The following is a 25,843-nucleotide window of genomic DNA, read 5'->3' on the forward strand; positions in this document are numbered from 1 at the left end:
ATACAAAATCCACCACCCTATCCTCGTAGGTTGTCATGTCGTTATAAAGGCAGGTCTCCTGGCTAGTGCTACTTGCGATTTTTCAAGCCTTCCCGAAATCTTCAGTGGCATCATTTGAAAAAACTCACACTTACAGTGGCGGGACCGCATCGGAATTACACCGATTTCCCTTTTCACTTTACTTAAGTAAAGAACCTTTATAATATTCAGTTGATTTCATTATACATGAAAATGAAAGAAGTCGCCTCCATTCAAGACGACTCCCCGGCCATTATACAATTTCAGAAAAGTATTGAACTGTTTTCATTTGTGCACCCATTTCTCTTAATGACCATGTCTGCTCTAAATAAATGTCCGCTAGTTTTTCATATTTCCCACCAAATTTATGTGCCCACTCAACCGCTATGACACTTTCATAAAGGTGCGCCATTTTTTCCGCCACACCTTTTGCTTCAAAAGTTTTCGTTGCTTCGTCTAAAGCGCTAAAAATTTGAAGTTTCACAGACATATTCGCCAATTGTTCTTTAACAATTTGTACTAATGAACTGTTAGCTAATTTGTCTAATCGTTCCTCCATCTCCTGTACAAACAGTTCATGGGCATGAAACTTATCTACTAAACGAATGAGTTCCAAGGCCAAAATATTAGCCGTCCCCTCCCACACCGTCAATACTTGCGCATCTCTTAATAAGCGAGGCGTTACAAAGTCTTCTATATAGCCATTACCTCCATGTAATTCAATTGCCTCACTAGCATAGTGAACAGCTTGCTCTGCCGTTTCCTTTTTCATAATGGCAATATATAAACGATTCATAATAAGATCTTGCTGTGTGCCCTGTCCACTTGTCACTTTATCGTATAATTGAATAAGATCAAAAACTGTCGCTACTTCCACGTGCAACTTAGCTGCAAATTTCCCTAAAGTATCCTGAATCATAGGGTATTGTGTTAAGGGCTTGCCAAATGCATGTCGATTGCTTACATAATGTTTCGCCTCTAAGAAGCCGCGACGCATAATACCAATTGAAGCGACTGCATTACAAATTCTGGAGAGATTTAGTGCTTCTAGCATATAATAAATCCCTTTATTTTGCTCCCCTACAACGTAGGCAAGAGCACCATCAAATTCTACCTCACCAGAGGGAACTGCCCGAACGCCTAGCTTATCTTTCAGTCGGCGAATACGTAGATGATTTGTTGTTCCATCTTCTTTACGCCAAGGAACTGCAAACAACGTTAAGCCTTTGGAACCTGCTGGTGCACTTTCTAGTCGTGCCAATACCATCGCTACACCACACATGCCCGCATTGGATGCAAAGTATTTTTCACCATATAGACGATACGCAGTGCCATCCTTTCTCGCCTCCACCACATTTGCACCAACGTCAGAGCCTCCTTGACGTTCTGTTAAAAAGGTCGCACCTTCATATAAATCTGTGTCACCTGTTGCACAAACATGTGGTAAAAAACGCTGCTTTACCTCTTCATCTGCATAATGATCTAATAGATAGGCAGTAGCCATCGTCAATGTTACGGGACAATAAAAACCAGGTTCTGCATGGGATAGCAAATAACCTTGTGCAAAGCTATAAACATAATTCCCCTTGTGGCCTAGCTGCGGAATATGCTTGTGTACATAGCCTACAATCCCAGTATTATATGTCTCTTCAATCGTTTTTTTATAGCCATCATTAACCCAAACCTCCGATATCTCTTCACCATAGGCATCATATCTTTGAAGGCGAGGCTCACCCTGTCGATCTGTATGTTTTGCCCTCGCATCAATATCACCTGCACATAGCTCACCAAAATCTGCTAACTCTCGTTGGGCATAGGATAAAAACTCTTTATCTAACATCATTTCTACTATTTTTTGAAGCGTGTCATCTTCCGTAAAAAAGTTCGTAGTACGCATTGCTTCTTGTTGTAATACTTTCATGCTATCTCACCTCTTGCCCCTTCAAATTTTGTTTTAATATTTTGCCTGATGCATTGCGTGGGAGCGCTTCCACTTTTTCAAAAATACGTGGTATTTTAAACTTTGCAAGATGTTCCTCTAAATAAGCTTTCAAAGCTTCCTCATCAATATCTTGTTTAGCACAATACACAGCCTTTACAGTTTCCCCCCATTGCGGATGTGGTACACCAATTACTGCAACCTCGAATATCCCTTCAAAACTCAATAAACAATCTTCAATTTCTTTCGGATAAATATTGACACCACCCGAAATAATGACATCCTTTTTACGATCTACAATCCAAATAAAACCATCTTTATCCTTGCGAGCTAGATCCCCTGTTTTTAACCAACCGTCAATAAAGGCTTCATTAGTTGCTACTTCATCCTTATAGTAGCCAAGCATGTTACCCTCACCTAATAAGACAATTTCCCCCACTTCGCCTACATTTACATCTTCTCCACTGTCATTCACAATACGCAACTCTGTACCAAGTGGCGCCCGCTGGCCAATACTTCCTGCCTTTGCTTCATGCTCCTTGCCAAATAATAATGAACCACTTGGACCTGCCTCTGTTAATCCATATACACAAGTCAAATTATTTGTGCGGAATGCCTGCTGAATGAATCGAACCTCACTTTGAGATAACGGTGCTCCACCATAGACCCACCATTTCATAGAAGACAAATCTGCCGAATGTAGCCTTGGCAGCTGTGCCGTTAATAAATAAGCAACAGGTGCTCCAAAGAAATGTGTTGTTTTCTCCTTTTCAATGGAATCAATGAATAAATCGGGTGTAAAAGTTGGTGTTTATACATTTGTTGAGCCTACCAATACACCCGCCATTAAAAATAAATGTAATGGTGCAGAGTGTGTTAATGGCATCATAAGCAAAATACGGCTCTCAGGCTTTACCTCCATTTCAACAGCTATCATTTGCGCCACTGTTAAAATATTACGGTAGCTAAATAACACACCCTTTGGTTTTCCTGTCGTGCCAGATGTATATAAAATCGTGGAAGGGTCATCCTCTTGTAACTGACAATCAATCGTTTGTGTACTTGCATTTTGAAGCATTGATTCATACTGATACCATCCCACTTTTTCTTGACCTGTTTTAATTTTCAACGGAATACCAGCTAGCTGTTCAACTACTGCAAAAATAACCTCATGTACGACAATTGCCTTCGCCTCTGCATGCTGCGCCACGTACTCTACTTCTTGCAATGTAAACTTTGCATTGACTGGCACAACGATCGCTCCAATACGCTGAATAGCAAAGTAACTGACAACAAACTCTAAAACGTTTGGCATAAAAATTAAAACCTTATCCCCCTGCTTTACTCCCTGCTCTAGTAAAGCATGACTAAAACGTGTCACCTGCCTATCTAAATCTTGGTAGGTTACTCTTCTGCCATGACAAATAACGGCTTCATTTTTCGAATACTTACGGGCATTACGTGCTAATAAATTGGAACTATTCATCTTGCATCTCTCCCTTTAAAGTCGCTAATTTTTCGCTAAACATGCCATGCATTTGTTGTAACTCACGCTTCATCTGCGTCAGCTCAGCTATTTTACTGTCAATCTCTTGAATTTTTTGTTCCCCGTATTCAACCGTTCGCTCTAATTGCTGAATTCCTGAGCGATCAAAATCAAATAGTAAAACCATCTCTTTGATTTCCTCCAACGAAAATCCGTACCGCTTGCCTCTGAAAATAAGCTTGAGTTTCGCTAATTCTTTTTTTGAAAAGGTTCGTTGGTTGGTAGATGAACGATGGGGGCAAAGAAGTCCAAGTTCCTCATAATAACGAATTGTCCGCGTAGACACATTAAACTCCTTTGCTACCTCCTGAATCGTCTTCAAAACCATCTCCCCTTTCCTAATTGGCAACAGTATACCATTGACGTTAACGTAAACTTCAACAAAATTTTCGGAATTAACAGAAAAATAAAGTTTGGGACAGCTAATTTCCCACGGTTTATTCGTTTCTTTTGACCTTCTATCCAACACATTCGGAACTTTATCTCTCATCTTCAGCCTTCTATCCATTAAAAAAAGCCCCTAACACTTTTCATGTTAGGAGCCTAAAGTTTAATTACATTTTTTCAGGTGCAGATACGCCGATTAAGCGTAGTGCGTTCGCAATTGTTGTGCGGACAGCCGTAATTAATGCTAAACGAGCCTCTGTTAACTCTTTGTTTGAAGCATCTAATACTTTTTCTGCATTGTAGAAGCTGTGGAATGCAGCTGCTGTTTCTTGAATATAGTTTGCAATACGGTGCGGTGTGCGGTGTTTCGCTGCTTCCGCTACCACTTTCGGAAAATCACCAATCTTTTTCAGTAAATCAATTTCCTTTTCTGCTGTTAACAAATTGAGATGTTCTGTTGTAGCAGCAAAGCCTTGTTCATTTGCTGAACGTAAAATAGATGAAATACGTGCATGTGCATATTGTGCATAGTACACAGGGTTTTCATTAGATTGTGATACTGCAAGGTCAAGATCAAAGTCCATATGAGAATCGCCAGCTGTTTTTACAAAGAAGTAACGAACTGCGTCAAGGCCAACCTCTTCTACAAGCTCACGCATTGTTACTGCATTCCCTGTACGCTTAGACATTTTAAATTTTTCACCGTTTTTGTAAAGCTGAACCATTTGAATAACTTCCACTTCTAACGTATCTCGATCATAACCAAGTGCTTGAATCGCTGCTTTCATACGTGGAATATATCCGTGATGATCAGCTCCCCAAATATTGATTAATTTATCGAAGCCACGGACAATTTTGTCTTCGTGGTAAGCAATATCTGGTGTTAAATATGTGAATGACCCATCATTTTTAATTAGCACACGATCTTTATCATCACCAAATGTTGTAGAGCGGAACCAAGTAGCACCATCCTCTTCAAACACATGTCCATTAGCTTTTAATTTATCTAAAGCTACTTCGATTTTCCCGTTTTCATATAGTGACGTTTCAGAATACCAGACATCAAAATTTACACGGAAGTTTGCTAGGTCTGTTTTTAATTTATCTAATTCTAAAGCTAAACCGTGCTGACGGAAGAAGGCAAAACGCTCATCATCTGATTTTGCTAAAATTGCATCACCATGCTCTTTTGCTAATTTACCTGCAATATCAATAATATCTTGCCCATGATAGCCGTCTTCTGGCATTTCAGCTTCCATTCCTAATGCTTGTTTATAACGCGCTTCTAATGAATAAGCTAAGTTATTAATTTGATTACCTGCATCATTAATATAATATTCACGAGAGACACTGTAACCAGCCATATCCAACACATTACATAAGGAATCACCAACAGAAGCGCCACGAGCATGTCCTAGGTGAAGATCTCCAGTAGGATTTGCTGAAACGAACTCTACTTGAATCTTTTCCCCAGCGCCAGCATTTGAGCGGCCATAGTCCTTACCTTGCTCAAGCACCTGTGTCACTACCTCTGTTAGGAAATCTTTACGCACTGTGATATTCATGAAGCCTGGGCCAGCAATATCAATCTTTTCAATATCTGTGCCTGTTGTATCAAGATTTTCTAAAATAGCTTCGGCGATAGCACGTGGTGGCTTTTTAGCTAACTTCGTTAATTGCATCGCAATGTTTGTTGCATAGTCACCATTTGCTTTATCCTTTGGTGTTTCTAGGTGAATCGATAATTCTGTGCCAGCCTCAACGAGACCAGCTTTTTCAACAGCCTGCACGATCGCTGCTTTAATAGCCTGTTGTACTTGTTCTACTGCGTTCATCATTGTACCTCCGTAAATGTAATATCTAATGTATAGTTGCCAACGGATTGCCCACCCATTAGTAAATCGTACTGTACATGGAAATCTCCGCTTGTTGCCAGTTTTGTAAACGTCATATTTTTCGTATCAATCACGAGGGGCATAGAACCGAACTCACTTTCATAATGCCCTTTTTGTTGTTCGATTATGTTCAGCGGTAATCGCATATTAACCGCTCCAGCACGCATAATTAGTGCCTTCTCATGACCTAACTTCATCGTTGTGCGGACGGTTTTATCCTCCTGCACCTCATCATATTTCAAATACAAGCTTCCTGCCTTTTCAAGTAGCTGCCCTTTGAGCCACATTTCATAACTTTCGGACTCCCCATCACTTGGACGAATAGTAGAAATGAGCTTTATGTTCACTTGCGATCTTACTTCGTTCGCCATAACGGATGCCCCTTTTTAGTCTTTTACTATAACCTTTTTATTATAGGATGAATACTTATGGTTTTTCAAGATAGAAGTGATGTAAAGCGCCTCAACAAGTTTATTCGAGAAAATAAAAACCCTCTCCTCCCAATAACGGAAAGAAAGGTTTTTATTTTATCTATACCATTTTTTTATAATGAATTGTTGAACTATTAACAATAAAGCACTGACAGTCCAATAGATCGGGATAATCGCTGGATTGAACAGACTAAAAATGAGGATCATGATTGGATTAATAAATACCATTATCTTCATATTTAAAGGTTGACTTTTCTCTAGGGCTATACAACTTTGAATGAAATAAATCAAACAAGCAATCATCGAAATCCCAATATCCATCGTCCCTAAATTCATCCAAAGGAAATTTTCACTGGCAATCACTGAATCTAGCTTAATTGCGTAGTACAGTGAAAATAATATCGGTAATTGAATAATGATTGGTAAACAACCTAGTAAAGAGCTTTTCAATGAATCTGAAGTTAGCTCTTGGATTTGTTGCTGTACCATTCTTTTTTCAGATTCGCTTTGACTTTTCTTATATTTGTCTGTAAGCACATCTAATTCAGGCTTAATGGTCGTCATTAATTCTTTTGAGTGCTTTTGGTGCTTAGCTGAACGAATAAATAACGGCATAAGAATTAATCTGACTGCAATCGTAATGCCAATGACACTAAGTGCGTAGCTACCTGTAAAAGAATGGATGAAATGAATGAGGTTAATAATAGGTTGTGCTAAAAATGTTAACAATGGTTGTCCTCCTAGTTTTAAAGTTTAAATCAAACTAGGAGATACACTTTCTTCCTCATTGTCTTCGGACATTCTAATACACAGTACAAACCACGTTAGCATAGGTGGAGTCCAAGTATTCGTGATAGTATAGTCAACTTCAAACTCCTCGTCCTTCACATCTTGAACGGTTATTTTATTGACGAGATACAGATGCAAATGAACACTTAATACAGTTAAAACCAAAGATGCTAATAGCCAAAAGTATTCCATTGTACTGACAAAAATAAATAAATCATTCATGAGAAGTGACCAAATCATAATACCCCTCCTCCCTTTATTAAAATTGAAGAAACATACATTTTACCTAACTTATTTACGCTTCAAAGTAAAATAAGTTTCAATTTTATGCTAAGGTTCATTCTTCATTTCAAAAATATAAAATGGGGCTAGCTCATAGCTAAACCCCATTCAACCAATCTTATTTATTTTACCCAGCCTATTATGGTATGGTTGCAAGGTAATCATGATAAACTGATTAACCATTGATTTAACAATGTTTTTAGAAACTAACTCCGCTTTGTATAATGCAAATTACTGCATAGTATTGCTTTGTTTTGGGGCTGAGTGGGGCTAATTAAAACTTGGCGAGCGTGTGTATAGGAATGTGTGAGTTATTAAGATTGGGGCTAACTGCTTCAATCTTTTTATTTAGCTTCATAAATTCAATCGGAGCATAAGATAAACCTATGTATCTTCTAATTCATTTATGAGACAAAGATAACAGATCAGGACATATTTCTACATAATCTACAAAAATTTGAAACCTTTAAGGATTATAGTCGTATTACTATCTAATCACCTTAGATTAGCTTCTTAGATACAAATCAATTATCTAGGAGGATTGTTAATATGTTCAATCACAAACATTATGTACCTATACTAAAATGGAAAAGAGGCGAAAGAACTGCATTAGAAAAGCTTGACCCAACATTAAAAAAGTATATGACACCATTGTTAGAAATTCAGCCTATACCATTTGATCATAAAAAAGGGGTACTTAGTAAAACATTAGATCAGCATCTTCAAAATGTAGGTAGCCAAGTAAAATCTACATGGAACCAAGATAGCCCCGTATTTGTAGACGTTGATACAATTTATGAAAATCTTGATTCTTCTGAAGAAACTGTACAATCAGGTCAACATCCAGTGGAGTTCGTAATAGATAGTATTGAGTCAAATGGAGTACCTGTGATTCCTGTAACAGGTTTATACCGATATCAATCATTTTATGATGCGATTCTCAGAGTAAGTGCTAAATATAAAAGGGGTATCTGTATACGTTTACAAGAAGAAGAATTATCAGATTTAACATCCTTACCTAAAACTATTAATGATTTATTGGCTACCTATAAAATCAGTCCAAAAGATGTTGATCTCATTTTAGATTACAAACAAATATTACCAACACAAGAAAAAGCTCATGTTGGTAATCTAATTCTTTTATTAGCTCAATTCCCATTAATCTCAGAATGGCGAACACTAACACTCGCTAGTACTGCTTACCCTAAAACGCTGCAACAAATACCAACAGGGAAAAATGGGAGTATACCAAGAACTGAATGGCGTGTTTATGAAAAATTATTAACACTTTCATTAGGCCGTTTTCCTTCATTTAGTGATTACAATATCACTCATCCTGATTTTGTTGATTTAGACCCTCGATTAATTAATGTTGCTGCAGGAATTAGATATACTTATTCTGATAAGTTTTATATTTTCCGAGGTGTTGGTGTAAAAAATAATGGCTTTTTACAAATGACTTCTATTTGCCAGGACATTATTCAGCATCAATGTTATCGTGGAAGTACTTTCTCATTCGGTGACAAGGAAATTGAAAATTGTGCACATCAAACTCGTGCCACTAATGGTAATTTAGAAACTTGGGTAACTGCTGGGATTAACCATCACCTATCCCTTGTTACTCGAGATATCGCCAGTCTTCCCTAGATTTTAACTGCTCATTGACAAAATATTTTATTTCTGCAACGCTTAATGATTCTGACATTTTTTGATATATAACCTTTCGAGGCTTACTTAAATAACCTTTTTGTAAGTCTCGCTTTTTTAAAATCTCCAACGCCTCATCCTTCCACAATAAGCTACTTAAAGCAAAAGGATCTAAGGTTGGATTTTTCTTTCCTTTCCTTAAAACTCTTAAATTAATGTTATTATTTTGGCTAGTGACTAAGATAATGCCCCACCATCTTGGAATCATACTTCTAACTTCCTCCAAATATTTCCTTTGAACAACGATAGTCATTCTTTCAAAAACCAAATTATAATCTTTGATTTGACTTGGTAGTCTTAATAAGTTGTCACTTTCACTTTTAATTTCATACCCATGTAATACTCCATTTATAACTGCCACATCGACCCTTGACTGACCATGTAACACGCCCATTTCGTTAACAATCTTAGTATTAGTATCATTGGAGTGTTTTGTATATAAATCGTTTAATAAAACGTCTCTTATATCATTATCTTTTAGCTTTATCATATTAATATCACCTTTCAGTTATCCCGTAATATATTAACACAATACGTCATATAGTTAACTTTTCAATTAAAAATTCAATATCCCTTTTAAATTATTTTATGAACTAGCTACTGACAAATATGAAAAAATAAGAAGTGGCCATAATTTTTGTTGTTGCAACTCATTATTTTTTTATAATCTGTTTTTAATTTACATACTATCAATGGCATCACCCCATTATGCTAGTTGCTTTGTAAAATTAAAAAACACCCTATCTAGGATGTTTACTTTTTGAAATTAAAATAAAATTGAGTAAAAGTTATTGCCTCTCTTTCTAATGTTTTGTTTAAATCATCTATCATTGATTTCAATCTTTCTTGAAAATTACTATATGTATCGTAGCTATCTTTGGAACCTGTATTTTCGTACATGACGACTTGTGCGTAACTCACCAACCCAATGAATTCTGTGTATACAGTTTCATTAATCGTTATCGTTTCGGTAATCAATGCATGCTCCTCTATGTATTTCAATACATTATTAGCAGACAAAAAAGCTCTACTCGCACCATTTGAATTCACAAACATTATTTTTAATAAACCATTTATTGAAGTGTGAAATTTATTAATCTTTTCTATTTTACTTGGAATAGCATCTAGTTCACGGATTCTATTAGAATTTTCTATTGTTACCTTCACGCCTAGCCAAGTTATAAATCCTCCGATAATTGCTCCAGTAAAACCTATGAATCCCGCAGCTATCGTTGGCTCCCATAACCCAGCTTTAAAGAAAACAACTACCGCAACTAATAAAGCTGCTAAAGATGTTATCACTAAACTAATAAATAAAATATTATTCAAAGTTTTTTCTTTCATTTCTAAGCCTCCCACCTGATTCTAACCTAGAAGATGAAATATATGTAATAACTTTTTGCTCTCAAAACCACACCAAACTCGCCATTCTCACCTTATATTGTTTTGGCTGTTTGATGCAGTTTTCAAAGCAAAAGAAAAAGCCTTACATTGTGCTGCAAGGCTCCTCTAATTGTCATATACCATAGCTGTATGATAAACTGTTTCTGCTCATCAATGGGCATGAATCAATTTTGCTGTAGCGTCTGCCAACGCTGCGGCTTCTTCTTTTCTTTCTGACAATCCTTTCACCCACATTTGCACTTCTTCATAGTTCACTGGTTGTCTACCGGTCATACGAATGAATGACTTTGTGTTAGTACGTTCAGCTAGTGCATTCCAACGATCCGTACAATATTCCTCTAAAATGGCTATGTTTGAACCTTCGATAAAATCAATATTTTTAATGTTCCTCATCCGCTTGCACCTCTTTCATTTGTTGTACTACTGTCTGGATTTCAGAAGTTAGTTCATCCAAATAACACCCAACTATTTCCGCCGCATAATGCTCACGTATCGCAAAATTTAGTAAAACATAAACATAATGACTTTCTATGAATCGACTATATGCCTGATACAAAATACACGCTTCACGCATATCTTCTACTTGTGTACAATAGCAATGCATCGCAAAGTGGTTATCCGTACTTTCTAAAGCCACCTTTGCTATACCAGCTTTGTAATGTAACGAAACACGATAATTTTCTACCACGAACTGCCGTAATTTCATTATCATTGCTCCCCTCGTATATCAGATTCTTTTATTTTAGCAACTATTAAAAATGCTATTTCATTAGCAGATTTTCCTTTATAATCCACTTCTAAAGTATCCGCCAAATGCAACGCCATAAAGCGTAAAGCATTGTCATTTTTAGACATAAAACGCTTGTAGGCTTCTATTGTGAGATTCGCATCTTGCTCATTTTCGGCAATAATTTGATAGTTATGAAAAACTATATCAGTTTCAACGTGCACCGCTTCCAGTAGTAAATGTCCGTCTGCGTATTTGCTACGAATAAAGTAGTTAGGTTTTTTCGTTGCCATTACCATATTCCTCACTTTCAACCATTATTTAATGGGCCGTGTAAGTAGCACATATACCCTTTTAACATAGCTTTTGTTATTTGTTTGTGAGCCTTGTCTGTTAATTACTTCATGAAGTCCACCTCGTCCTTTATTTAGCTACTGCATTCAAAAGTAGTTGCTTGTTGTGGTCTGACATGGCGCACCATTCTTTAGCTGTTACTTTCATCTAGGAGCCCTCCTTTTTAAGTAGACGAAACTTCATCTCCTTGTTTATTTATAAATTTGTTGTGTTAGCAACATTAGATAGCCCTTAAGCATGGCACGAGCTACTTGTTGGCGCTGCCGTTTAGTTAATCGCTTCATCCGTCCACCCACCTTCCTAACACACGTCGGCTATTTCTAATGCATTCATCGACTAACCGTTGATGGTTATTTGTAAAAGTTTATATTTCCAATGTAAATCATTTGGTTGTCTAAATCAAGTGTTTTGTAAAATAAAACATTGCTTTTGTAAATAAAATAATTGTCACATATACTGTAATTCATGATATAATTAAGTTGTAGGAGGTGTTATAGTGTCTTTAACAATGGGGGAAAAAATTAAAGTTTTATTACACAGAAAAAATATGTCAGTCCAAGATCTCGCTGAACTGCTTGGACAATCACGACAAAACATTAATACGAAATTGAAGAAGGATAACTTTAGTGAACAGGATTTAAAGAAAATTGCTGAAGTGTTGGAAGTTGAATTTGAAGGTTTCTTCTTTCTAAAAAACGGGGAAAAAATATAATAGCAACACAAAAAGCATCTACTCTTATAGAGCGGATGCATTTTGTGTTTATGGATTAGCTGTAACGTCGTATTGAATGCTCAATATAAGCTATATTTCAAATGTTGCTTTGATACAGGTAATCTACTATTCTCTCACTAACGACTTCGAAATTTTCGAATTGGTGAAACATGCTGTAAACTATTAAATTGAATTATTTTTTATCCACTTAAATACTTCATCGCGTGGATATCTCCCTTGAATATAAGAGAAATTTGGAAAACCTGATATGTTTTTTAATCGATGTACTACTGATCTACTACATTGAAATATTTCCTTCAAATCAGAATTGGTTAACAAAGGAGGCCATTTATGCTGTTGCTTTCCATACTCTACTCCTTGTAAAAAGGCCTCTTCCGCTACCTGCTCAATTTTTAATTTAACTAACTCTAGTTCAAGTTCAGCTATTTTAACCTCAATATTAACCTGGTTTATTTCGTTTTTTTTACCCACGACCATACCACCTTTATTATTTGATTAATCAAATATTTTACAAGAAACACCAACATCAGTCATAAAAAAATGACTGATAAATGGAATCAAAACATCTGCCAATACCTATATTTATTTCTTTTTGGCTTACTATACGTTGAGACTTCAACCCCTCCATGCGCTCGTCTATATAGGATTTCACGCTAACATTTGTTAACATTCGACTTCCTGCTGCTGTCGCTTCCTTCTTCACGTTCGGATATGCCTTTAAATAAGCTTCTGCGGCATTCCCTAACTCAATGTAGAAATCAGCAAATGCTTGTTGCTTCAATGTTAATTTTGGTTCAATCAATGGCATCACCCCATTATGCTAGTTGCTTTGTAAAATAAAAAAACATCCCAGTTAGGATGTCTTTTCCTCTTCATTATTGTACTGAATGTTTGTTACTAAAGAATTAAAAAAAACAGCAGTAGGCCGTACAACAATAGATTTTCTAAAAATGTTAGCAACAAAAATACCTAATATACCTATAACAGTTGCGTATATAAGAGTTCCGATATCATTATTTAGGACTTGATTTAATATACCATATAAAGTAATTACCAATCCAAAAATCCCTAAAAGTGTTGGGAAATACTTAGTGGGATCATTTGATTCCTCAAATTGTTTGGCTCTGCTTTTTACTAAAATTTGTTGATTTTCATTCATTAATCTTAAAGAATCAATGTTACTATTGATTGAATCAATACTTAATAAAGATTCTTTCGGGAATAGGTTATGGTCAATAAATCTTTTTAATTCCTTATCATCTTTTTTAGTCATTTCAATAAGATCATTAATAAAATTAACGTTTTGATTTGTCTTTATTTTTGGTGTTGTTTGTGTCATTTTCCACCTCCATCCCAATCATAAACCAGAAGATGAAATATATGTAATAACTTTTTGCTCTCAAAACCACACCAAACTCGCCATTCTCACCTTATATTGTTTTGGCTGTTTGATGCAGTTCAAAACAAAAGAAAAAGCCTTACATTGTACTGTAAGACTCTTCTATTGCCATATATAAAGGGGATATACTACTCCTTGACTTCAAAAGGCATAAATTAATGGGCTGTAGTTCCGAAGCTCTAAAACTTCTCTATTTAGCAACATATACACCCAAACGCTCATTCATATATAGAGTATTTTTGTTTATCCACTCCATCACTTTAGCCCGTGGATATCGAGCTGCAACTGCATGACATTTAGGAAATCCATCCATCCGAATTATCTTTTCTACCGTTGATAATTCACATTGGAATATTTGAGCTAGATGTTCTTTTTTTAAATTTGACGGGAGAGATAATTCGAACTTCATACATTCTCTACAATCTTCTATTCCCTTTTCATAGGCCTCAATAACTACCTTTTCCACTTTAGCCCTAATTAATTCTAACTCAAGTTCATTTATTTTTATTTCTAAATTAATACTATGTTCCATTTCTTTTATTATCTTCATAAAATTCGCTCCTTTAGTTAAAATAGATTTACATTATTAAGGTAGCTAAGTCTTATTATAATGCCTATTAAAAAAAAGTAAGATATATTGAATCTAAACTTCCGATTATCTCACCTCTTAAATGGTTTGCATTTCTGTATCAATCATATCGCCAATCGTATCTCTAATTAATTGTGGTACAACGTTTCTTATTGTTTTTTCAATTCCCTTAGCATCATTGGTACCGTGAAATGTTAAATTGAACGTATTAATAACTTGAACACCACCATAAGTCCTTGTGGTTGATACAGTAGAAGTCGTTGATACTGGTTCTGAAGGCGTTGTATTTTGTTGTAAATCTAAACTTGGTGTCCCATCACCGTTTGATGAAAGTATCCCCATTGATCTTAGTGTACTAGACTGTTGGGCAGTTAAGACGGTCTCATTTTTATGCAATTCAGCAATATAACCATTGTAAGGTACACGTTCAAGGCCTGTAGCATGAGATCCGTCAGGACCACCTGTGACCCAACCCTTAACGGTACTTGCGGCACCACTAATTGTGCTACCTATAGTAGATATCCATTTCGGTACTTTGAAGTTGGATATAGACGATTTGAAATCACTCCATTTAGTCGATAGACTATCAAACCAACTAATTGCTGGTTGCACAAAGTTTGAAACGGATTCTTTAATAGCTGTAAACTTTTCTGCAGTTGTAGTCCATAAAGAAATAGCTCTTGTTTTAATGTCATCCCAATTATTGTACAAGGATATACCTGCAGCAATAAGCCCACCAATAGGTCCCGCCACCAATGCAGCCATAGGATTATTTTTCAACGTTTCCCATAGTCCTAGAGCTTTTTCCTTGACCGTGTCCCAATTTTGATACAAATAAACACCCGCAGTTATTAGACCTCCGATAGCGATTGTAGCGATACCTATTGGATTAGAAAACTTTGCTACCATACCACCTATACTCCCAATTGACTTTACCTTCTCAAAGATATCTAATCCCGTTTTAATAGTTTTAAATGCAGTGAAGCCACCTGCAATACCAGCTATGCCTGATATAACTAACTCTTTATTATCGATTACCCAGCCTAAACCTGTTTTAAATCCGTTAAAGGCTGTTTCTGCAACACCTATACCTGCTACGAATGTAGTTTTCATGGTATCTGCAAAAGATGCCATTTCATCACTCGCATCTTTTGAAATACCGAAGTTTTGCCACAAGTTAGATACATTTCCTGTGTCATTCACTAAAGACATGACGGTATCCTTAGCAGTTCCCGCAAAAGAAACTACACGATCGATTTTATTGACCAACTTGTCAGTGTCGAAGTTTTCCATCCATTTTGATGCACTGGCCATACTATCAACAAACGGCTGTAATAAAGGTCCTCCAATCCCTGCCTTTAAGTCCGTCCAAGATTGTTTAAGATTACCTAGTTGATTTTCATAAGAATTCGCTTCTCTACTAGCTTGACCAGTTTTCTTCCCAACTTCATCAATAGCTCCACCGGCTGCCAACATATTTTCTGCATAATCTAATCGTGTTGCTTGTTTAGTAGCTTCATCTAAATTTGACCATTCTTTTGTAGTTTTTACTAGTTTTTTGGATACTGCAAAAGCAGCTAATTGGGCTTCATTCGCGAATACCCCAATAGCTTCACCGCCTTCGTAGTTCCCTTTGATAAAACTATTTAAAGAACCTTGAGCATCTTCCATTGAAACGTCAAAAAATGCCGCAGCATTTGCACTTATAGAAGTAGCTTGCTCAGCCTTTTTCATGGCAGATTCTATTTTCATTCCTAACCCCAGAAATTGAGATGTTGTTTTCGTAAATGCTGGTTTAATTCGGTTAGGAACCATACCAAAATCTTTCCCCATTTGATTCACCGTCTGTTGTGCCAATGATTGGCTTTGCCCAAAAACTTGTTCAAATTGGGCACTTATAGCTTGTGTTCCAGCTGCTGCCTCGATTGAACTAAGTCCAAACTCTTTAACCTCATTAGCAGCAAATACACCAGCAACTATCCCTGTAAGACCACGCATCATTGATTTAAAACCATTTAATGTTTTACTAACATGTTGTACTTCTTGATTTAATTGTCCAGCCTCCGTTTCGGCGTTATTTAATCCGTGTGCAACGTTTTGTGAAGCTGATATACCTGCATGACCAAAATGGTTAAAGCCCTGTGTCGTATGAGTTAATCCTTGACCAACATTGACTATTTCATCTCCAATGTTATCCATGACCTGATTTAAATGCTGTAAAGTTGTTGTTGCTCCGTCCCTAAAATAAATACCAACATACATATCACGCATACTAGCACTGGTCATTTAATCACCCCTTGTTAGCCCTTCATACTGTTCCCTTAAGAATTTAAGTTTCTCTTTGAGTTTTTCCCATGATTCCAAGTGCTTTTTGTAAGCTCTTTTAATGCGTTTTAAGCGCTTATTGTTTGTACATAATTGCAAGTCAATATTTAATCGTTTGATTTTTAAGTTGAAAAGATTTATTTCCTCTTGCAGTAAATTAATTTTGGATAGCCATAATCTTTGTTCTTCCGTAAATAATTCCTTTGAGTCCACTTTCCATCCCTCATTTCTTTCCTTTTTGCATATAAAAAGGACAACAAACGGAAAAAGGGTGTATTGCCCAATTTCGCTTGTTGTCCTCGGTTCTTCCGATAGACTTTTATTCTATCTTTCTACTTCAATGATACATTAAAACACAATAGATTCCTTGTTATTTATACGAGAAACCTTATTATCTTGTACAATAACTTCCAATGTTCCAAAAGCTTGTAATGGTTGCAATTTCGCCTTTCCATCTGATACCACAATTACGCAAGGAACAATTAGTTTTTCAGCTGGTATATATAAAGCGCCATTTAAATCTAATTTTAATGGATCCATCCTGCTAACCCCTTTTTATATTACTAACAGTGGTCATATTAAGCTATAGACTGCCCTTTACTAACTTATAGTCCCCACTGTTCTTTTAATTTTGTTAAGAATTTCATCTTGCTACCATCATCACCGCATGCATCCGGATGAAACTTCTTGGAACCCAATCGGTAAAGTTCGTGCAGTATCTTCTTTTCATCCTCGTTGTAGTTACTAGATTCATTACTTGAGTAACTACTACCGTTTCCATCCGAATAATTGCTGTAGTTACGTTTGAAACTTTCCTCGTAACTACGCTTTGCATATTCTTCTCGGGCCTTTTTCTTAACCTTTAATTCCTCTAAGTACGCTGGATTACGCAATGCACCAAATACGTCATAGCAATACCGATATTCGCCCTGACCATATTCTTTTTCAAATGCCGCCTCTGCTTCTCTATGTGCTCTAAGAATCGCTTCTTGTTCTTTCTTAGCCCTATATTCATCTGTCTGTTGGAACTCTGCTTCGATTTTCTCAATGATGGGATTCAACTTTTCGTAAATCAGATCGTAAAGAAAATCTTCCTCTTTGTCCATTTCTTTTGCGACTTTTCTTATGCTACTATCAGCGCAATCATAAAGCGAATACTCTATCAAGTCGTAATAACTCACGGTACGTATAACCCATTGTTTCTTTTTCACTTTGCCATTCTCTCGGTAGCTGTGATGTATACTAATTTTATAAGCATCTAATACAGGGCGTTCAAAACGTTTATCGCTGTATGTGTAACCGTATGATGTTTTCGGTTCCTCACCAACAAAGCCGAATTTTATTTCAGTGACAATGATTTCTTTGCGTGCGCCATACGCATCCGGCTTTTTCTTCTGCATTTTCTGAATGACACAAAACATATACGCTTCTCCTTTCTATGTAGTTACTTACAGAACATACATAGTACCTACAATGCTAATAACACGCTGCTGTCTTACGGAAGCGGTCTTTTATCGTAAACTTTTCAGCATACTTCTGTAACGAGCTTTCCGATAATTCAACCCGGCCATACTGTTTTTCTTTCTCCCGTCTTTTCATAATGCCCTGATCGAATGAACCATCACAATCCCAGTAATCTGATAACAGTTCTTCATCATCCATAGCCTCTATCTGCGCATCCCATTCAGTCACTGACATTTCATGAACACATTCTTTTATTTGCTCCCGCTCTAAAACGTAGTTTAAGCACTCTCTCAGCGTTTTTAATATATCAGGGTATAAATCAACAGGATTTACTTTCCAAGCCTCATACTGCGCTCGCTCGTCATCATAGAGAAGGGAAGCCGCTTCTTCTAATACTTCAACACGCTTTTTTATTCGATTCATACGCTGATTTCGTTTTTCATAAAGCTCTACCAGGTAAATAGCATAATCTTCAACGTGACAAGCCAATTTGTAGATGCGTCCGCTGCCATAATCGAAACCTGTTATCGTCGGAGCAATACCTTCATAGGCTTCCTGTCGCTCCGCTTGAAATACTTGTTCGATTTCTTCTAATTCTCGTTGTGCTTGTAAATACGTCCAAAATTGGCTGTCTGTTAGCATGCTATCACCCTTTCATTCGTTGTTCTCTTGCTTTTAAGCGGTCAGCCATACTTTGTTGTGTAGTGTTTGATAAATCTTCTGAACAGATCTCCTGATTGTTTAAAAGATTAAGTAGCTTTTTGTAAGCTAAATCCTCTAATGCTTTTAAATTTTTAATAGCTCTTGTGGGTTCGGTATTTACGTAATCAAAGAAAATCATGGCTGTACGTTCTCTTGGCACATTCTCAACCCTATGAGCTAGGATAAGCTCATCCTTAAATTTCAAATCGGTACAGTAACTTTCAAGAATACCCTGTGCCTTTTCAATTACCTCAATAGCAGCGGATATTTTATAACGCTTTACCTCACCTTCTGGCATGGCTTCCGCTTCTTTTAATGATTCGTATGCTGCAGGTATTTGCTTTTTGAAAAGTCGTTTTAGTTCGTCTAAAGTCAATATTTCCACCGCCTTTTAAGTGCTATTTAACTTTCACTCTTTTAAATGGCATTCCTAACAATTCTTTAGCTTGTTCTCCTTTTTCACCAAGAATAATGAAGCTGTCTCCGTTATTAATCCATTCACCTTCATAGAAGCGGATAGAAACGCCTTTGTGAAAGGCATGCAAAATAAGTTCATCACCAACTATTTCTTGAGCAAATAACAATTTAGAATACATTCCGTGCTTTTTTGCATTCTCATTGCCATATTTTGAATGACGGTTTCCTTTGTTACCTACTGCCACTGTATTACCTCTTACAAAGCGCCCTCGTTCGTCTCTTTGGCGTTGCATAGTATCACCTCATTCACGGTGTTCGTTCGGGAAAAAATCTGAGTAAAACAAAGTCACATCTTTACACAGAAAACGTTATCAAAAGCTATCATTTATAAAATGGAACCTTAGCATTTCTTAGCATCCTTAATACGAAAAAATGTTAGCAAAAGTTAGCATGGTTGCATTCTAGGTGCACATATTAATAAGCTTTACTGCTGTTAATGCACATACTTTTCATAGACTTTCTTACTGACTGACAAATCAAGTCGGAATTTCTCTTTTGCGATCATTAAATCAACTGTATCGGCTAAGATTGGCTCTCGTTCAATCAACATCTCAGGTGTCATTTGATTCTTCTTTAGAGATTTCACATGCCCATGACGACTTGATACAGCTTTGTTAGCAATTGTGTTTGCTTTTATAAAGCTCACCGTTGTTGGTTCTAGCAATGATTGTTGCAACTTAGCCATTGTTTCCTTTTGATGTACTTTGTCTAGCATCCTAAAGATTTGAAAACCTTCTAAACCTGATGACTGACGGAGTTGTTTTAGAATTTTGTATACCCAAACTTCAAACTTTTCTGCTTCTGGTCTTTCTGACCGCATAATTGCTTTATAAATGCCAAGTTCAGATATAATTGACATGTTTTGTTCTCCACCAAGGGTGTTCATTAAGTGAGTATCCTTTTGTACTTTAGAAAGCATTCGGAGCATATTACTTGTCCTTGTGTATCCCAGCGCATCTGACACATCCTTGGCCACTGCCCACCATTCTTCTTTATACCAAACAAAACGTATTTCATAATCGAGCCATTTCTCTGTTTTGATGTCCACTATGTTTTCCTCCTCTCATTTTTCAAACATTGCAACCATCAAATGAAAAGGTTGCATCCTTTTTCTTGGATATGCACACTTTTGGATGCATACTTTTCGTTCTAATTCATGGGTTTTCTTGGGGTTTGTTTGTTTTGCAAAAGTATTTGTGTTTTGTTTTGGAACGTTCCAATCAACTATCAAAATAACGCTATGAAGTAGCTGTTTTTCTATGGTTATACAATTTTGTACTACAACGAAATGTTTGGAGTACTGCAATGGAGTACTCCGTAAAAATGTTAGGTTTTGCAAGGCTCTAACATCACAAATACCTTACGTTTTCTTACGGTCCTGTTCCGTTTGGGAAGTGAATAGAGTTGCGTTTTGGAACGTTGCAACCTTAACATTTCTCAACATATTAGTTGCACTTAAAATCGTATTTAATCTTAGTATTTGTAGCCTTTCAAAAGGAACATTGTTTGTTTCGTAACGTTACTATTTAAAACCAGTCACCAAGTCGTTGCATTTCTTCCAACTTCTCATAATCTCGATGTGCTAGTGAAACAGCCAATTTCAAATATTGTTCTTGATGTGCAACACTCGGAAAGTACTTGATTAATTCAGCACATCGGCAAACAGCTACATTGCCTATCCAATTTTCTTTTGCTGCTACTCTCCTAACAGTTTGATAAGGTACCTCAAAGATCTGGGAAACATCCTTTAACGATGTACGGCTATTTTTCTGAGAACGTGCGTAATATTCTCGCATCCAATCCCAATCATATTTAAGATTCACAATAGACACTCCTTCACTGAAAACGTATAAAATTACTTTCCTTGCTTTATGTGTACCCATTGAAATTGTAATTATTGCAATGTTTTGCAACCTTTGAGTGTATTACTACATTAAAAATACGCCCTTTTCACAGCCTAATTATCAACTGTGAGCTTTACTATCAAAGGAGAGATATAATTATGAACTCAATAATCACCGTTTCTATCGATAAAGCTGAAATAGAACGTCTTGTACAGAAAGAAATCAAGGCACAGATTCAAGAAATTAATTCAGATTTAATCTTCTGGGACTTAAAGGAGCTATGTCGTCGAACATGTATGAGCAGATCATTCATTCTCGAGCAGTTCTTTTATCATCCAGATTTCCCAAAATATAAAGTCGGTACAAAGTGGCTTATGCCATCTAAAGAAACTGAAGAATATCTAAACACTTGGCTGAAACAACAACCTCGGTCTTAGATAGTCGCTTCCCTTTTTAAGGTGTCTGATTTGTCCGATTACTACCTTTTTAGGAGATTTAAATTTTTTCAGAACTAAACTTTCTATCCTTTCAACGCTGCTCGAACATGATAATAAAGATGGTTGTATATCCAGTTGCCACTTAATTGCCTATCATTCAAAAAGGTTGTGGAGAAGCTGTAACGTGCTTCAAATGTTTTGATTCGCGCGAGTAATGCTTTCGAATTGTATTGGCTTCTGTAGTTACCATTCACTAAGTCGGAGTAACTACCTTCAATCAAAAGCGTAAAGTTTGATTTTTGAGATCGTATCAGCTCATGTTCAAACCGTTCCTCTTTGATGCTGCTGGCTAATTCATCGATGCTGTTTTTCCGTTCCACAGTGAACGGAAAGTAGGTATCTCTGTATATACCCAGTTCAAAATTCTGAGGAAGCATTGCGCTGTAATCCCCTGTATCTAGCTTTATAGCTGTATATGGGATATTATGAAGTTGAAAATAGTTTATAATGTGCTGGTTAACCTGTTCTCTTGTGTCTACCAGCACAATCATAGAAGCTAATAGCTTTTTCAATTCAGTATCAGTATATTTGAATGTTGCTAACAACTTATCACCCCTTTACTAGACGCAAGTGGTCCGACTTGCTCGTTTTTATTTTTTGTGGCTTTCCATGTCGCACATAATAAGCCTGTCCTTTACTGTTTTTGAAAGTGTTGGGCGTGTCTTTCCCTTGTTGTGCCATAAACTCTTCAAACAGTCCTAAATGACCGTCAAAACGTCTCATAGCGCTTATAGCTCCCATTGATTCTACGGTGAAGAAATTTATATCCCAGTTTTGATACTCCCAAAGCAATTCTGAAATATTTTGTCCAATCGGTTCATCCTGTGGTAGCTCGTCCATATATTTGCGAGTGTAAAAGTAATCTTTCACCTCATATTTTTCACCATCATATTTCTTTTCGATGGGGAATAATTGCTCGAATTGCTTAGGTCTTAACGTAGAAAGGCATCCTTGAATAATTTCGATGAATTCAAATTGTTTCACCGCTTCTTCTCTCGTTCTGGCATCTGGTTGTGAGCCTACTATCTTCACACCAAGCCATGCCATCTTCACAAGATAAGTACCTTGATTTTGTGATTGGCCAGCTCTGTATTTATTTAATAATCTCATGTAAGCACGCTCATACAATTCATACTTTTCAGGTCTACGTTTTCTCATATCACGCTCAACTCCCTTACTATTTTTTGCAATCCCTGTTTCAAACATCCAATTTAAGCTATTTAATAAGCCATAGAAGCGATTTTAACTATCAACCTTATAAAATTTCATCGAATTTATAATAAAAACACAGCTATAGGCTTTCTGTCCTAACATGGTTATTCGTTGAAACTTCTAGTAGATTATGCTGTCTGTTCCTGTCTTTCTAGCAATTGCTCATAAGTGCTAATACCTTGATTCTTCCAATCTGCTAACATAGTCAAAATATGACTACTTAGCTTACTAGGCGGATCTTCTAATTGAGCTGTTACTTTTATTGCTTCTTTTACTAATTCGTAACTATGCATCATAAGCCATCCCTGTATTTCTTTATAAACTTGTTCGTCAGCGTTATCGAAAGTAAAACGAATAGACTTTTCGATACTAGCTATTTGTTCTGAACGATTAAGGTTACTTACAAACTTTTTATTCTCAAAAGAATCATCGAGTGAAGGAACAGACCGACCGACGACTGTTTTTTCTTTTGTCTCTTCTACCGTCTCTCTATCTACGCTATTAGTAATACTAGAGGCGGGGAAAGAGTCTTTAAGATCTTTGTCTGTCGGTCTTTCTCTTTTATTAGCATTATTTTCATAGTTAACATTGTTGTCGTTGTTATTATTATTTGAATTATTATCATGGTTAACATTATTAAAATTATTGTTTGTGTTCATCTGTTGTTCATCTGCTGTTCGTTTGTTGTCCAGTTGCTGTCCACTTGCTGTTCTACTGCTGTTCATCTGTTGTTCATCTGCTGTCCACTTGCTGTTCATTTGTTGTTCAATCCCTTGATATTCACACCAGTTAACCACAGTAACAACGCTATATTTCGTTGTTTTTTTGATGTTCAACATTTGCAACTGTTCAAATAATAACAACCATCTCCACAATGTACTTTCTGAAATAATATGGGTATCTTTAGCGCCTTTGTTAAACTCATTTGCGAGCGCTTTTCTACCTGTTATGAATTGCCCGACTTCTAAATTAACTACCTGATTTCCCACTAGTTGATTTCGTTCTTTATGGGATGCCTTGAGTAAACAATGGATCCATAATTTCAACATATAAGGATCGGCATATATTTCATGTTCTTGTAATTTCCTGTGCAAACTAATCCAACCAAGCATCCATTAATACACCTCCCTTCCCTTTTCATAATGTTGAAGCTAAAATATTGCTTCTGCAGCTCCCCTCATGGCTTCAATGATTTTCTTATGAGTGGCTATATATAGTTCCTTGTCATGTAAATAGGATGCAAGCTCGTCCTTATTTCGTGCTAACCAGTAGCCTGAATGACTGCCGCTCTTAATACTTACAATAGGTACTCCTTTCAGCCGTAATTCAAAAATTAGCTGGTGAAAAAAACGACGATCCTTAATAATTAATCGCTCCATAATTTGTGAACCTGTTAAACTCTCAGTATCTCCTAACCCCTCTAAAATGCGATATACACGTAATTCATCGTTTGTTAGATTTTCATACATTCTATTTGCCCTCCGTTCCCCTATACTTATTTCCATACACACGCCGCCAGCGTTTGATTTACCAATCTGATGTGATTTCGTTTATTACCTCAAAAGCCTGTTGCGCCAAATACCAACGCTTACGATTCTTTTTACGTTCAATAGCCCTCATACGTGGATCACAAAGTATTTCATCCTCTAACCAGCGTTTAGACATGTCAGTTAGTTGTGCAAGACGTTCCACTGATACAAGCCATAACTGAGATTGAATAGCATTATCTAATTGCTTTTCTATGTGCTGCTGGATTGCCTTTTTATCAAGATTGACTTCAATTTGCGATGGAATCATTACATTCACCTTCTTTCTTTATGCTGTTGGTGTAGCAAGCCATATTTCAATTGTTTCTCTATGAAAAACTATTTTGCCACGTAACTTCTTGTAGGGTATTTCGTTGTTACGAACCATTGAGTAAATAGTTGCTGTACTTAAATTAAGTAATTTTGCAATTTCTGGAACTGTAAAAATAAGCTTTTCCATTTGTACCCTCCTCTTAATACTAAAAGTATTAATACTATTAGTATTAAAGTAAACCACATTCAAAAATATTGCAAGCAAATTATGTCTTTTAGTATTAAATTCGGTTATATTATAAACAGGAGGTATGTACGATGAATGAATTAGGGCTTATTTTGAGAGATGCCCGCAAGCGTCTCTCTTTAACCACATCACAAGTAGCTGAAATGACAGAACTATCACAGGGCTATATTTCGCATATAGAAAATGGTAGAAAAATCCCTGCCCATGATGTTCTTCAAAAACTTTCTAAAATACTCGAAGTTCCTTTAATGGACTTATTAATTAAAGCTGGGCACATTAAAACATTAGGGCAAACTATTAAAGAGCTGAGAGAAGATAAAGGATGGACTTTAGAGGAATTGGAAAGAGAAACTTTAAATTTCGAATACGGTGAGCCTATATTTATCAACAAAAATACATTATCGAAATTAGAAAACGATGAATATAAAACCCCCTCAGTTTTTGAAATATACTTATTGGCCAAGGCTTTCGGTGTTTATCCATGGACTTTCTCAACACTTGACCTACAAACACCAAAAGCGGATTTAGTTGATTTTTTAGATAGCACTAATAAACCTGACCCAATTAGCCTAATGGATAACGTAATAAGTATGCTTTTTGAAAGATTAGATTCTAAAGAGGATGTGTGGGAAGATAAAAATGAAATACTCTCACAAATACAAGATATAGAAAATAATAAGAAAAGATATGTTCGTCAATTAAATAATTTAAGTGCTTCAGGTAAAAGTTTCATTAATGAAACTGAAGCTCGAATAGTAAATGCTGAGGGAAGTAATAAATATGAACTACAGCAAGATGACGAATATCGATTTTCTTTTACTACCCCTTCAAAAAAACGAGATTTAAACGGGAAAATATATTATGCACCAACTTCACGTAAAGAATTAGAGCTATCATTCTTTGATGTGGAAAATTTGTTGTACCTAGACAAAAAAGTGAACTATAAAGGTGCAATCTTAAGTAAAGAACAAAAGAAACTCATTCTTTCTAAAGTAGCTGAAATCATGAATCACCAAAAAGAAAACTAACGCTTACCTACTCACCTATTCCTGTACACACGCCGCCAAGCATGAAAG

34 protein-coding genes, 1 pseudogene and 1 riboswitch are annotated in these 25,843 nt (G+C 36.3%); of the genes and pseudogenes, 4 read left to right on the forward strand and 31 right to left on the reverse strand.

Going from position 1 to position 25,843, the window contains the following annotated elements:
• Window positions 1-31: 31 nt before the first annotated feature.
• Window positions 32-214, reverse strand: a riboswitch (cobalamin riboswitch).
• Window positions 215-271: 57 nt separating this feature from the next.
• The 7 genes and pseudogenes from QH639_RS25140 to QH639_RS25170 all read right to left on the reverse strand — a co-directional run bounded on the left by QH639_RS25140 (window position 272) and on the right by QH639_RS25170 (window position 7,245).
• Window positions 272-1,939 carry an acyl-CoA dehydrogenase family protein gene (locus QH639_RS25140; protein WP_281115412.1) on the reverse strand — a complete coding sequence of 556 codons (1,668 nt, stop codon included), beginning with the start codon at window positions 1,937-1,939 and terminating at the stop codon, window positions 272-274.
• Window position 1,940: 1 nt separating this feature from the next.
• Window positions 1,941-3,443 (reverse strand): annotated as a pseudogene (locus QH639_RS25145) (class I adenylate-forming enzyme family protein).
• On the reverse strand, window positions 3,436-3,825 hold the full coding sequence (locus tag QH639_RS25150) for a MerR family transcriptional regulator (protein ID WP_054548583.1): 390 nt from the start codon (window positions 3,823-3,825) through the stop codon (window positions 3,436-3,438). The pseudogene QH639_RS25145 and the gene QH639_RS25150 overlap by 8 nt, the downstream one beginning before the upstream one ends.
• Window positions 3,826-4,057: 232 nt before the next feature.
• Window positions 4,058-5,725 carry an arginine--tRNA ligase gene (argS, locus tag QH639_RS25155; RefSeq protein WP_259419819.1) on the reverse strand — a complete coding sequence of 556 codons (1,668 nt, stop codon included), beginning with the start codon at window positions 5,723-5,725 and terminating at the stop codon, window positions 4,058-4,060.
• Window positions 5,725-6,156, reverse strand: a complete 432-nt coding sequence (locus tag QH639_RS25160) for a YwiB family protein (protein ID WP_131520770.1) — start codon at window positions 6,154-6,156, stop codon at window positions 5,725-5,727. Before QH639_RS25160 ends, argS begins: the two co-directional genes overlap by 1 nt.
• A gap of 156 nt (window positions 6,157-6,312) precedes the next feature.
• Window positions 6,313-6,945, reverse strand: coding sequence for a membrane protein insertase YidC (yidC, locus tag QH639_RS25165; protein ID WP_281115413.1), 633 nt, complete (start codon window positions 6,943-6,945; stop codon window positions 6,313-6,315).
• A 24-nt stretch (window positions 6,946-6,969) separates the two neighbouring features.
• Window positions 6,970-7,245, reverse strand: coding sequence for a hypothetical protein (locus QH639_RS25170; protein ID WP_004231520.1), 276 nt, complete (start codon window positions 7,243-7,245; stop codon window positions 6,970-6,972).
• Window positions 7,246-7,836: 591 nt separating this feature from the next.
• On the opposite strand from QH639_RS25170, the gene QH639_RS25175 reads away from it, so the two are divergent.
• Window positions 7,837-8,934, forward strand: coding sequence for a beta family protein (locus QH639_RS25175; RefSeq protein WP_281115414.1), 1,098 nt, complete (start codon window positions 7,837-7,839; stop codon window positions 8,932-8,934).
• Here QH639_RS25175 and QH639_RS25180 read toward each other — a convergent pair.
• From QH639_RS25180 to QH639_RS25200, 5 genes are all read right to left on the reverse strand, one after another.
• Window positions 8,906-9,484 carry a sce7726 family protein gene (locus QH639_RS25180; protein ID WP_281115415.1) on the reverse strand — a complete coding sequence of 193 codons (579 nt, stop codon included), beginning with the start codon at window positions 9,482-9,484 and terminating at the stop codon, window positions 8,906-8,908. The two genes, QH639_RS25175 and QH639_RS25180, sit on opposite strands and share 29 nt — an antisense overlap.
• A gap of 263 nt (window positions 9,485-9,747) precedes the next feature.
• Window positions 9,748-10,338 (reverse strand): hypothetical protein, encoded by a 591-nt coding sequence (locus QH639_RS25185; RefSeq protein ID WP_281115416.1) that lies wholly within the window; start codon window positions 10,336-10,338, stop codon window positions 9,748-9,750.
• Window positions 10,339-10,548: 210 nt separating this feature from the next.
• Window positions 10,549-10,791: a hypothetical protein gene (locus tag QH639_RS25190; RefSeq protein ID WP_281115417.1), complete on the reverse strand. Its 243-nt coding sequence runs from the start codon at window positions 10,789-10,791 to the stop codon at window positions 10,549-10,551.
• Window positions 10,778-11,104: a hypothetical protein gene (locus QH639_RS25195; RefSeq protein ID WP_281115418.1), complete on the reverse strand. Its 327-nt coding sequence runs from the start codon at window positions 11,102-11,104 to the stop codon at window positions 10,778-10,780. The genes QH639_RS25190 and QH639_RS25195 overlap by 14 nt, the downstream gene beginning before the upstream one ends.
• 2 nt (window positions 11,105-11,106) lie before the next feature.
• Window positions 11,107-11,418 carry a hypothetical protein gene (locus QH639_RS25200; RefSeq protein WP_281115419.1) on the reverse strand — a complete coding sequence of 104 codons (312 nt, stop codon included), beginning with the start codon at window positions 11,416-11,418 and terminating at the stop codon, window positions 11,107-11,109.
• A 557-nt stretch (window positions 11,419-11,975) separates the two neighbouring features.
• Here QH639_RS25200 and QH639_RS25205 point away from each other — a divergent pair.
• A complete protein-coding gene (locus QH639_RS25205) occupies window positions 11,976-12,191 on the forward strand; it encodes a helix-turn-helix transcriptional regulator (RefSeq protein ID WP_281115420.1) in 216 nt (71 codons plus the stop codon).
• Between the two features lie 183 nt (window positions 12,192-12,374).
• Here QH639_RS25205 and QH639_RS25210 read toward each other — a convergent pair whose 3' ends face one another.
• The 13 genes from QH639_RS25210 to QH639_RS25270 form a co-directional block, all read right to left on the reverse strand.
• Window positions 12,375-12,683: a hypothetical protein gene (locus QH639_RS25210; RefSeq protein WP_281115421.1), complete on the reverse strand. Its 309-nt coding sequence runs from the start codon at window positions 12,681-12,683 to the stop codon at window positions 12,375-12,377.
• A gap of 55 nt (window positions 12,684-12,738) precedes the next feature.
• The gene (locus QH639_RS25215) at window positions 12,739-13,014 is read right to left on the reverse strand and encodes a terminase small subunit (protein ID WP_281115422.1); all 276 of its coding nucleotides are present in this window, start codon (window positions 13,012-13,014) and stop codon (window positions 12,739-12,741) included.
• Window positions 13,015-13,065: 51 nt separating this feature from the next.
• A complete protein-coding gene (locus QH639_RS25220) occupies window positions 13,066-13,551 on the reverse strand; it encodes a hypothetical protein (protein ID WP_258859115.1) in 486 nt (161 codons plus the stop codon).
• 250 nt (window positions 13,552-13,801) lie between these two features.
• A complete protein-coding gene (locus tag QH639_RS25225; protein ID WP_281115423.1) occupies window positions 13,802-14,161 on the reverse strand; it encodes a hypothetical protein in 360 nt (119 codons plus the stop codon).
• Window positions 14,162-14,278: 117 nt separating this feature from the next.
• Window positions 14,279-16,486, reverse strand: a complete 2,208-nt coding sequence (locus QH639_RS25230) for a phage tail protein (protein WP_281115424.1) — start codon at window positions 16,484-16,486, stop codon at window positions 14,279-14,281.
• Window positions 16,487-16,738, reverse strand: coding sequence for a hypothetical protein (locus QH639_RS25235; RefSeq protein ID WP_281115425.1), 252 nt, complete (start codon window positions 16,736-16,738; stop codon window positions 16,487-16,489).
• 135 nt (window positions 16,739-16,873) lie between these two features.
• The gene (locus QH639_RS25240) at window positions 16,874-17,065 is read right to left on the reverse strand and encodes an XtrA/YqaO family protein (RefSeq protein WP_281115426.1); all 192 of its coding nucleotides are present in this window, start codon (window positions 17,063-17,065) and stop codon (window positions 16,874-16,876) included.
• Between the two features lie 65 nt (window positions 17,066-17,130).
• The gene (locus QH639_RS25245; RefSeq protein WP_281115427.1) at window positions 17,131-17,946 is read right to left on the reverse strand and encodes a hypothetical protein; all 816 of its coding nucleotides are present in this window, start codon (window positions 17,944-17,946) and stop codon (window positions 17,131-17,133) included.
• Between the two features lie 55 nt (window positions 17,947-18,001).
• The gene (locus QH639_RS25250; protein WP_281115428.1) at window positions 18,002-18,631 is read right to left on the reverse strand and encodes a hypothetical protein; all 630 of its coding nucleotides are present in this window, start codon (window positions 18,629-18,631) and stop codon (window positions 18,002-18,004) included.
• A gap of 4 nt (window positions 18,632-18,635) precedes the next feature.
• Window positions 18,636-19,067, reverse strand: a complete 432-nt coding sequence (locus QH639_RS25255; RefSeq protein WP_281115429.1) for a hypothetical protein — start codon at window positions 19,065-19,067, stop codon at window positions 18,636-18,638.
• Window positions 19,068-19,089: 22 nt separating this feature from the next.
• The gene (locus tag QH639_RS25260) at window positions 19,090-19,401 is read right to left on the reverse strand and encodes a hypothetical protein (RefSeq protein ID WP_281115430.1); all 312 of its coding nucleotides are present in this window, start codon (window positions 19,399-19,401) and stop codon (window positions 19,090-19,092) included.
• Window positions 19,402-19,601: 200 nt separating this feature from the next.
• The gene (locus QH639_RS25265; RefSeq protein ID WP_281115431.1) at window positions 19,602-20,216 is read right to left on the reverse strand and encodes a BRO-N domain-containing protein; all 615 of its coding nucleotides are present in this window, start codon (window positions 20,214-20,216) and stop codon (window positions 19,602-19,604) included.
• 478 nt (window positions 20,217-20,694) lie between these two features.
• Window positions 20,695-20,991: a hypothetical protein gene (locus tag QH639_RS25270; protein ID WP_281115432.1), complete on the reverse strand. Its 297-nt coding sequence runs from the start codon at window positions 20,989-20,991 to the stop codon at window positions 20,695-20,697.
• A gap of 179 nt (window positions 20,992-21,170) precedes the next feature.
• On the opposite strand from QH639_RS25270, the gene QH639_RS25275 reads away from it, so the two are divergent.
• Window positions 21,171-21,449: a group-specific protein gene (locus QH639_RS25275; protein WP_281115433.1), complete on the forward strand. Its 279-nt coding sequence runs from the start codon at window positions 21,171-21,173 to the stop codon at window positions 21,447-21,449.
• An 83-nt stretch (window positions 21,450-21,532) separates the two neighbouring features.
• Here QH639_RS25275 and QH639_RS25280 read toward each other — a convergent pair whose 3' ends face one another.
• From QH639_RS25280 to QH639_RS25305, 6 genes are all read right to left on the reverse strand, one after another.
• Window positions 21,533-22,054: an ERCC4 domain-containing protein gene (locus QH639_RS25280; protein WP_481817310.1), complete on the reverse strand. Its 522-nt coding sequence runs from the start codon at window positions 22,052-22,054 to the stop codon at window positions 21,533-21,535.
• A gap of 4 nt (window positions 22,055-22,058) precedes the next feature.
• Window positions 22,059-22,667, reverse strand: a complete 609-nt coding sequence (locus tag QH639_RS25285) for a hypothetical protein (RefSeq protein ID WP_281115434.1) — start codon at window positions 22,665-22,667, stop codon at window positions 22,059-22,061.
• 182 nt (window positions 22,668-22,849) lie between these two features.
• The gene (locus tag QH639_RS25290; protein ID WP_281115435.1) at window positions 22,850-23,833 is read right to left on the reverse strand and encodes a DnaD domain protein; all 984 of its coding nucleotides are present in this window, start codon (window positions 23,831-23,833) and stop codon (window positions 22,850-22,852) included.
• Between the two features lie 39 nt (window positions 23,834-23,872).
• Window positions 23,873-24,190 carry a hypothetical protein gene (locus QH639_RS25295; RefSeq protein WP_281115436.1) on the reverse strand — a complete coding sequence of 106 codons (318 nt, stop codon included), beginning with the start codon at window positions 24,188-24,190 and terminating at the stop codon, window positions 23,873-23,875.
• 58 nt (window positions 24,191-24,248) lie between these two features.
• Window positions 24,249-24,518 (reverse strand): hypothetical protein, encoded by a 270-nt coding sequence (locus QH639_RS25300; RefSeq protein WP_281115437.1) that lies wholly within the window; start codon window positions 24,516-24,518, stop codon window positions 24,249-24,251.
• 18 nt (window positions 24,519-24,536) lie between these two features.
• Window positions 24,537-24,707, reverse strand: a complete 171-nt coding sequence (locus tag QH639_RS25305; RefSeq protein WP_281115438.1) for a helix-turn-helix domain-containing protein — start codon at window positions 24,705-24,707, stop codon at window positions 24,537-24,539.
• Between the two features lie 131 nt (window positions 24,708-24,838).
• On the opposite strand from QH639_RS25305, the gene QH639_RS25310 reads away from it, so the two are divergent.
• Entirely contained in the window at window positions 24,839-25,795 is a 957-nt protein-coding gene (locus QH639_RS25310; RefSeq protein ID WP_281115439.1) for a helix-turn-helix domain-containing protein, read from the forward strand.
• Window positions 25,796-25,843 lie beyond the last annotated feature (48 nt).

It is taken from the genome of Lysinibacillus sp. 1 U-2021 (assembly GCF_029916965.1).
GTDB lineage: Bacteria > Bacillota > Bacilli > Bacillales_A > Planococcaceae > Lysinibacillus > Lysinibacillus capsici.

Bases quoted from the DNA above. Each gene is read 5' to 3' on its own strand.
- QH639_RS25220 (WP_258859115.1), bottom strand. From the start codon at position 13,551: ATGACACAAACAACACCAAAAATAAAGACAAATCAAAACGTTAATTTT.
- QH639_RS25305 (WP_281115438.1), bottom strand. From the start codon at position 24,707: ATGGAAAAGCTTATTTTTACAGTTCCAGAAATTGCAAAATTACTTAAT.
- QH639_RS25170 (WP_004231520.1), bottom strand. From the start codon at position 7,245: ATGATTTGGTCACTTCTCATGAATGATTTATTTATTTTTGTCAGTACA.
- QH639_RS25275 (WP_281115433.1), top strand. From the start codon at position 21,171: ATGAACTCAATAATCACCGTTTCTATCGATAAAGCTGAAATAGAACGT.
- argS (WP_259419819.1), bottom strand. From the start codon at position 5,725: ATGAACGCAGTAGAACAAGTACAACAGGCTATTAAAGCAGCGATCGTG.
- QH639_RS25180 (WP_281115415.1), bottom strand. From the start codon at position 9,484: ATGATAAAGCTAAAAGATAATGATATAAGAGACGTTTTATTAAACGAT.
- QH639_RS25285 (WP_281115434.1), bottom strand. From the start codon at position 22,667: ATGAGAAAACGTAGACCTGAAAAGTATGAATTGTATGAGCGTGCTTAC.
- QH639_RS25310 (WP_281115439.1), top strand. From the start codon at position 24,839: ATGAATGAATTAGGGCTTATTTTGAGAGATGCCCGCAAGCGTCTCTCT.
- QH639_RS25240 (WP_281115426.1), bottom strand. From the start codon at position 17,065: ATGGATCCATTAAAATTAGATTTAAATGGCGCTTTATATATACCAGCT.
- QH639_RS25160 (WP_131520770.1), bottom strand. From the start codon at position 6,156: ATGGCGAACGAAGTAAGATCGCAAGTGAACATAAAGCTCATTTCTACT.
- QH639_RS25300 (WP_281115437.1), bottom strand. From the start codon at position 24,518: ATGATTCCATCGCAAATTGAAGTCAATCTTGATAAAAAGGCAATCCAG.
- QH639_RS25250 (WP_281115428.1), bottom strand. From the start codon at position 18,631: ATGCTAACAGACAGCCAATTTTGGACGTATTTACAAGCACAACGAGAA.
- QH639_RS25140 (WP_281115412.1), bottom strand. From the start codon at position 1,939: ATGAAAGTATTACAACAAGAAGCAATGCGTACTACGAACTTTTTTACG.
- QH639_RS25245 (WP_281115427.1), bottom strand. From the start codon at position 17,946: ATGTTTTGTGTCATTCAGAAAATGCAGAAGAAAAAGCCGGATGCGTAT.
- QH639_RS25230 (WP_281115424.1), bottom strand. From the start codon at position 16,486: ATGACCAGTGCTAGTATGCGTGATATGTATGTTGGTATTTATTTTAGG.
- QH639_RS25195 (WP_281115418.1), bottom strand. From the start codon at position 11,104: ATGAAATTACGGCAGTTCGTGGTAGAAAATTATCGTGTTTCGTTACAT.
- QH639_RS25290 (WP_281115435.1), bottom strand. From the start codon at position 23,833: ATGCTTGGTTGGATTAGTTTGCACAGGAAATTACAAGAACATGAAATA.
- QH639_RS25190 (WP_281115417.1), bottom strand. From the start codon at position 10,791: ATGAGGAACATTAAAAATATTGATTTTATCGAAGGTTCAAACATAGCC.
- QH639_RS25260 (WP_281115430.1), bottom strand. From the start codon at position 19,401: ATGCAACGCCAAAGAGACGAACGAGGGCGCTTTGTAAGAGGTAATACA.
- QH639_RS25175 (WP_281115414.1), top strand. From the start codon at position 7,837: ATGTTCAATCACAAACATTATGTACCTATACTAAAATGGAAAAGAGGC.
- QH639_RS25225 (WP_281115423.1), bottom strand. From the start codon at position 14,161: ATGAAGATAATAAAAGAAATGGAACATAGTATTAATTTAGAAATAAAA.
- QH639_RS25200 (WP_281115419.1), bottom strand. From the start codon at position 11,418: ATGGCAACGAAAAAACCTAACTACTTTATTCGTAGCAAATACGCAGAC.
- QH639_RS25295 (WP_281115436.1), bottom strand. From the start codon at position 24,190: ATGTATGAAAATCTAACAAACGATGAATTACGTGTATATCGCATTTTA.
- QH639_RS25185 (WP_281115416.1), bottom strand. From the start codon at position 10,338: ATGAAAGAAAAAACTTTGAATAATATTTTATTTATTAGTTTAGTGATA.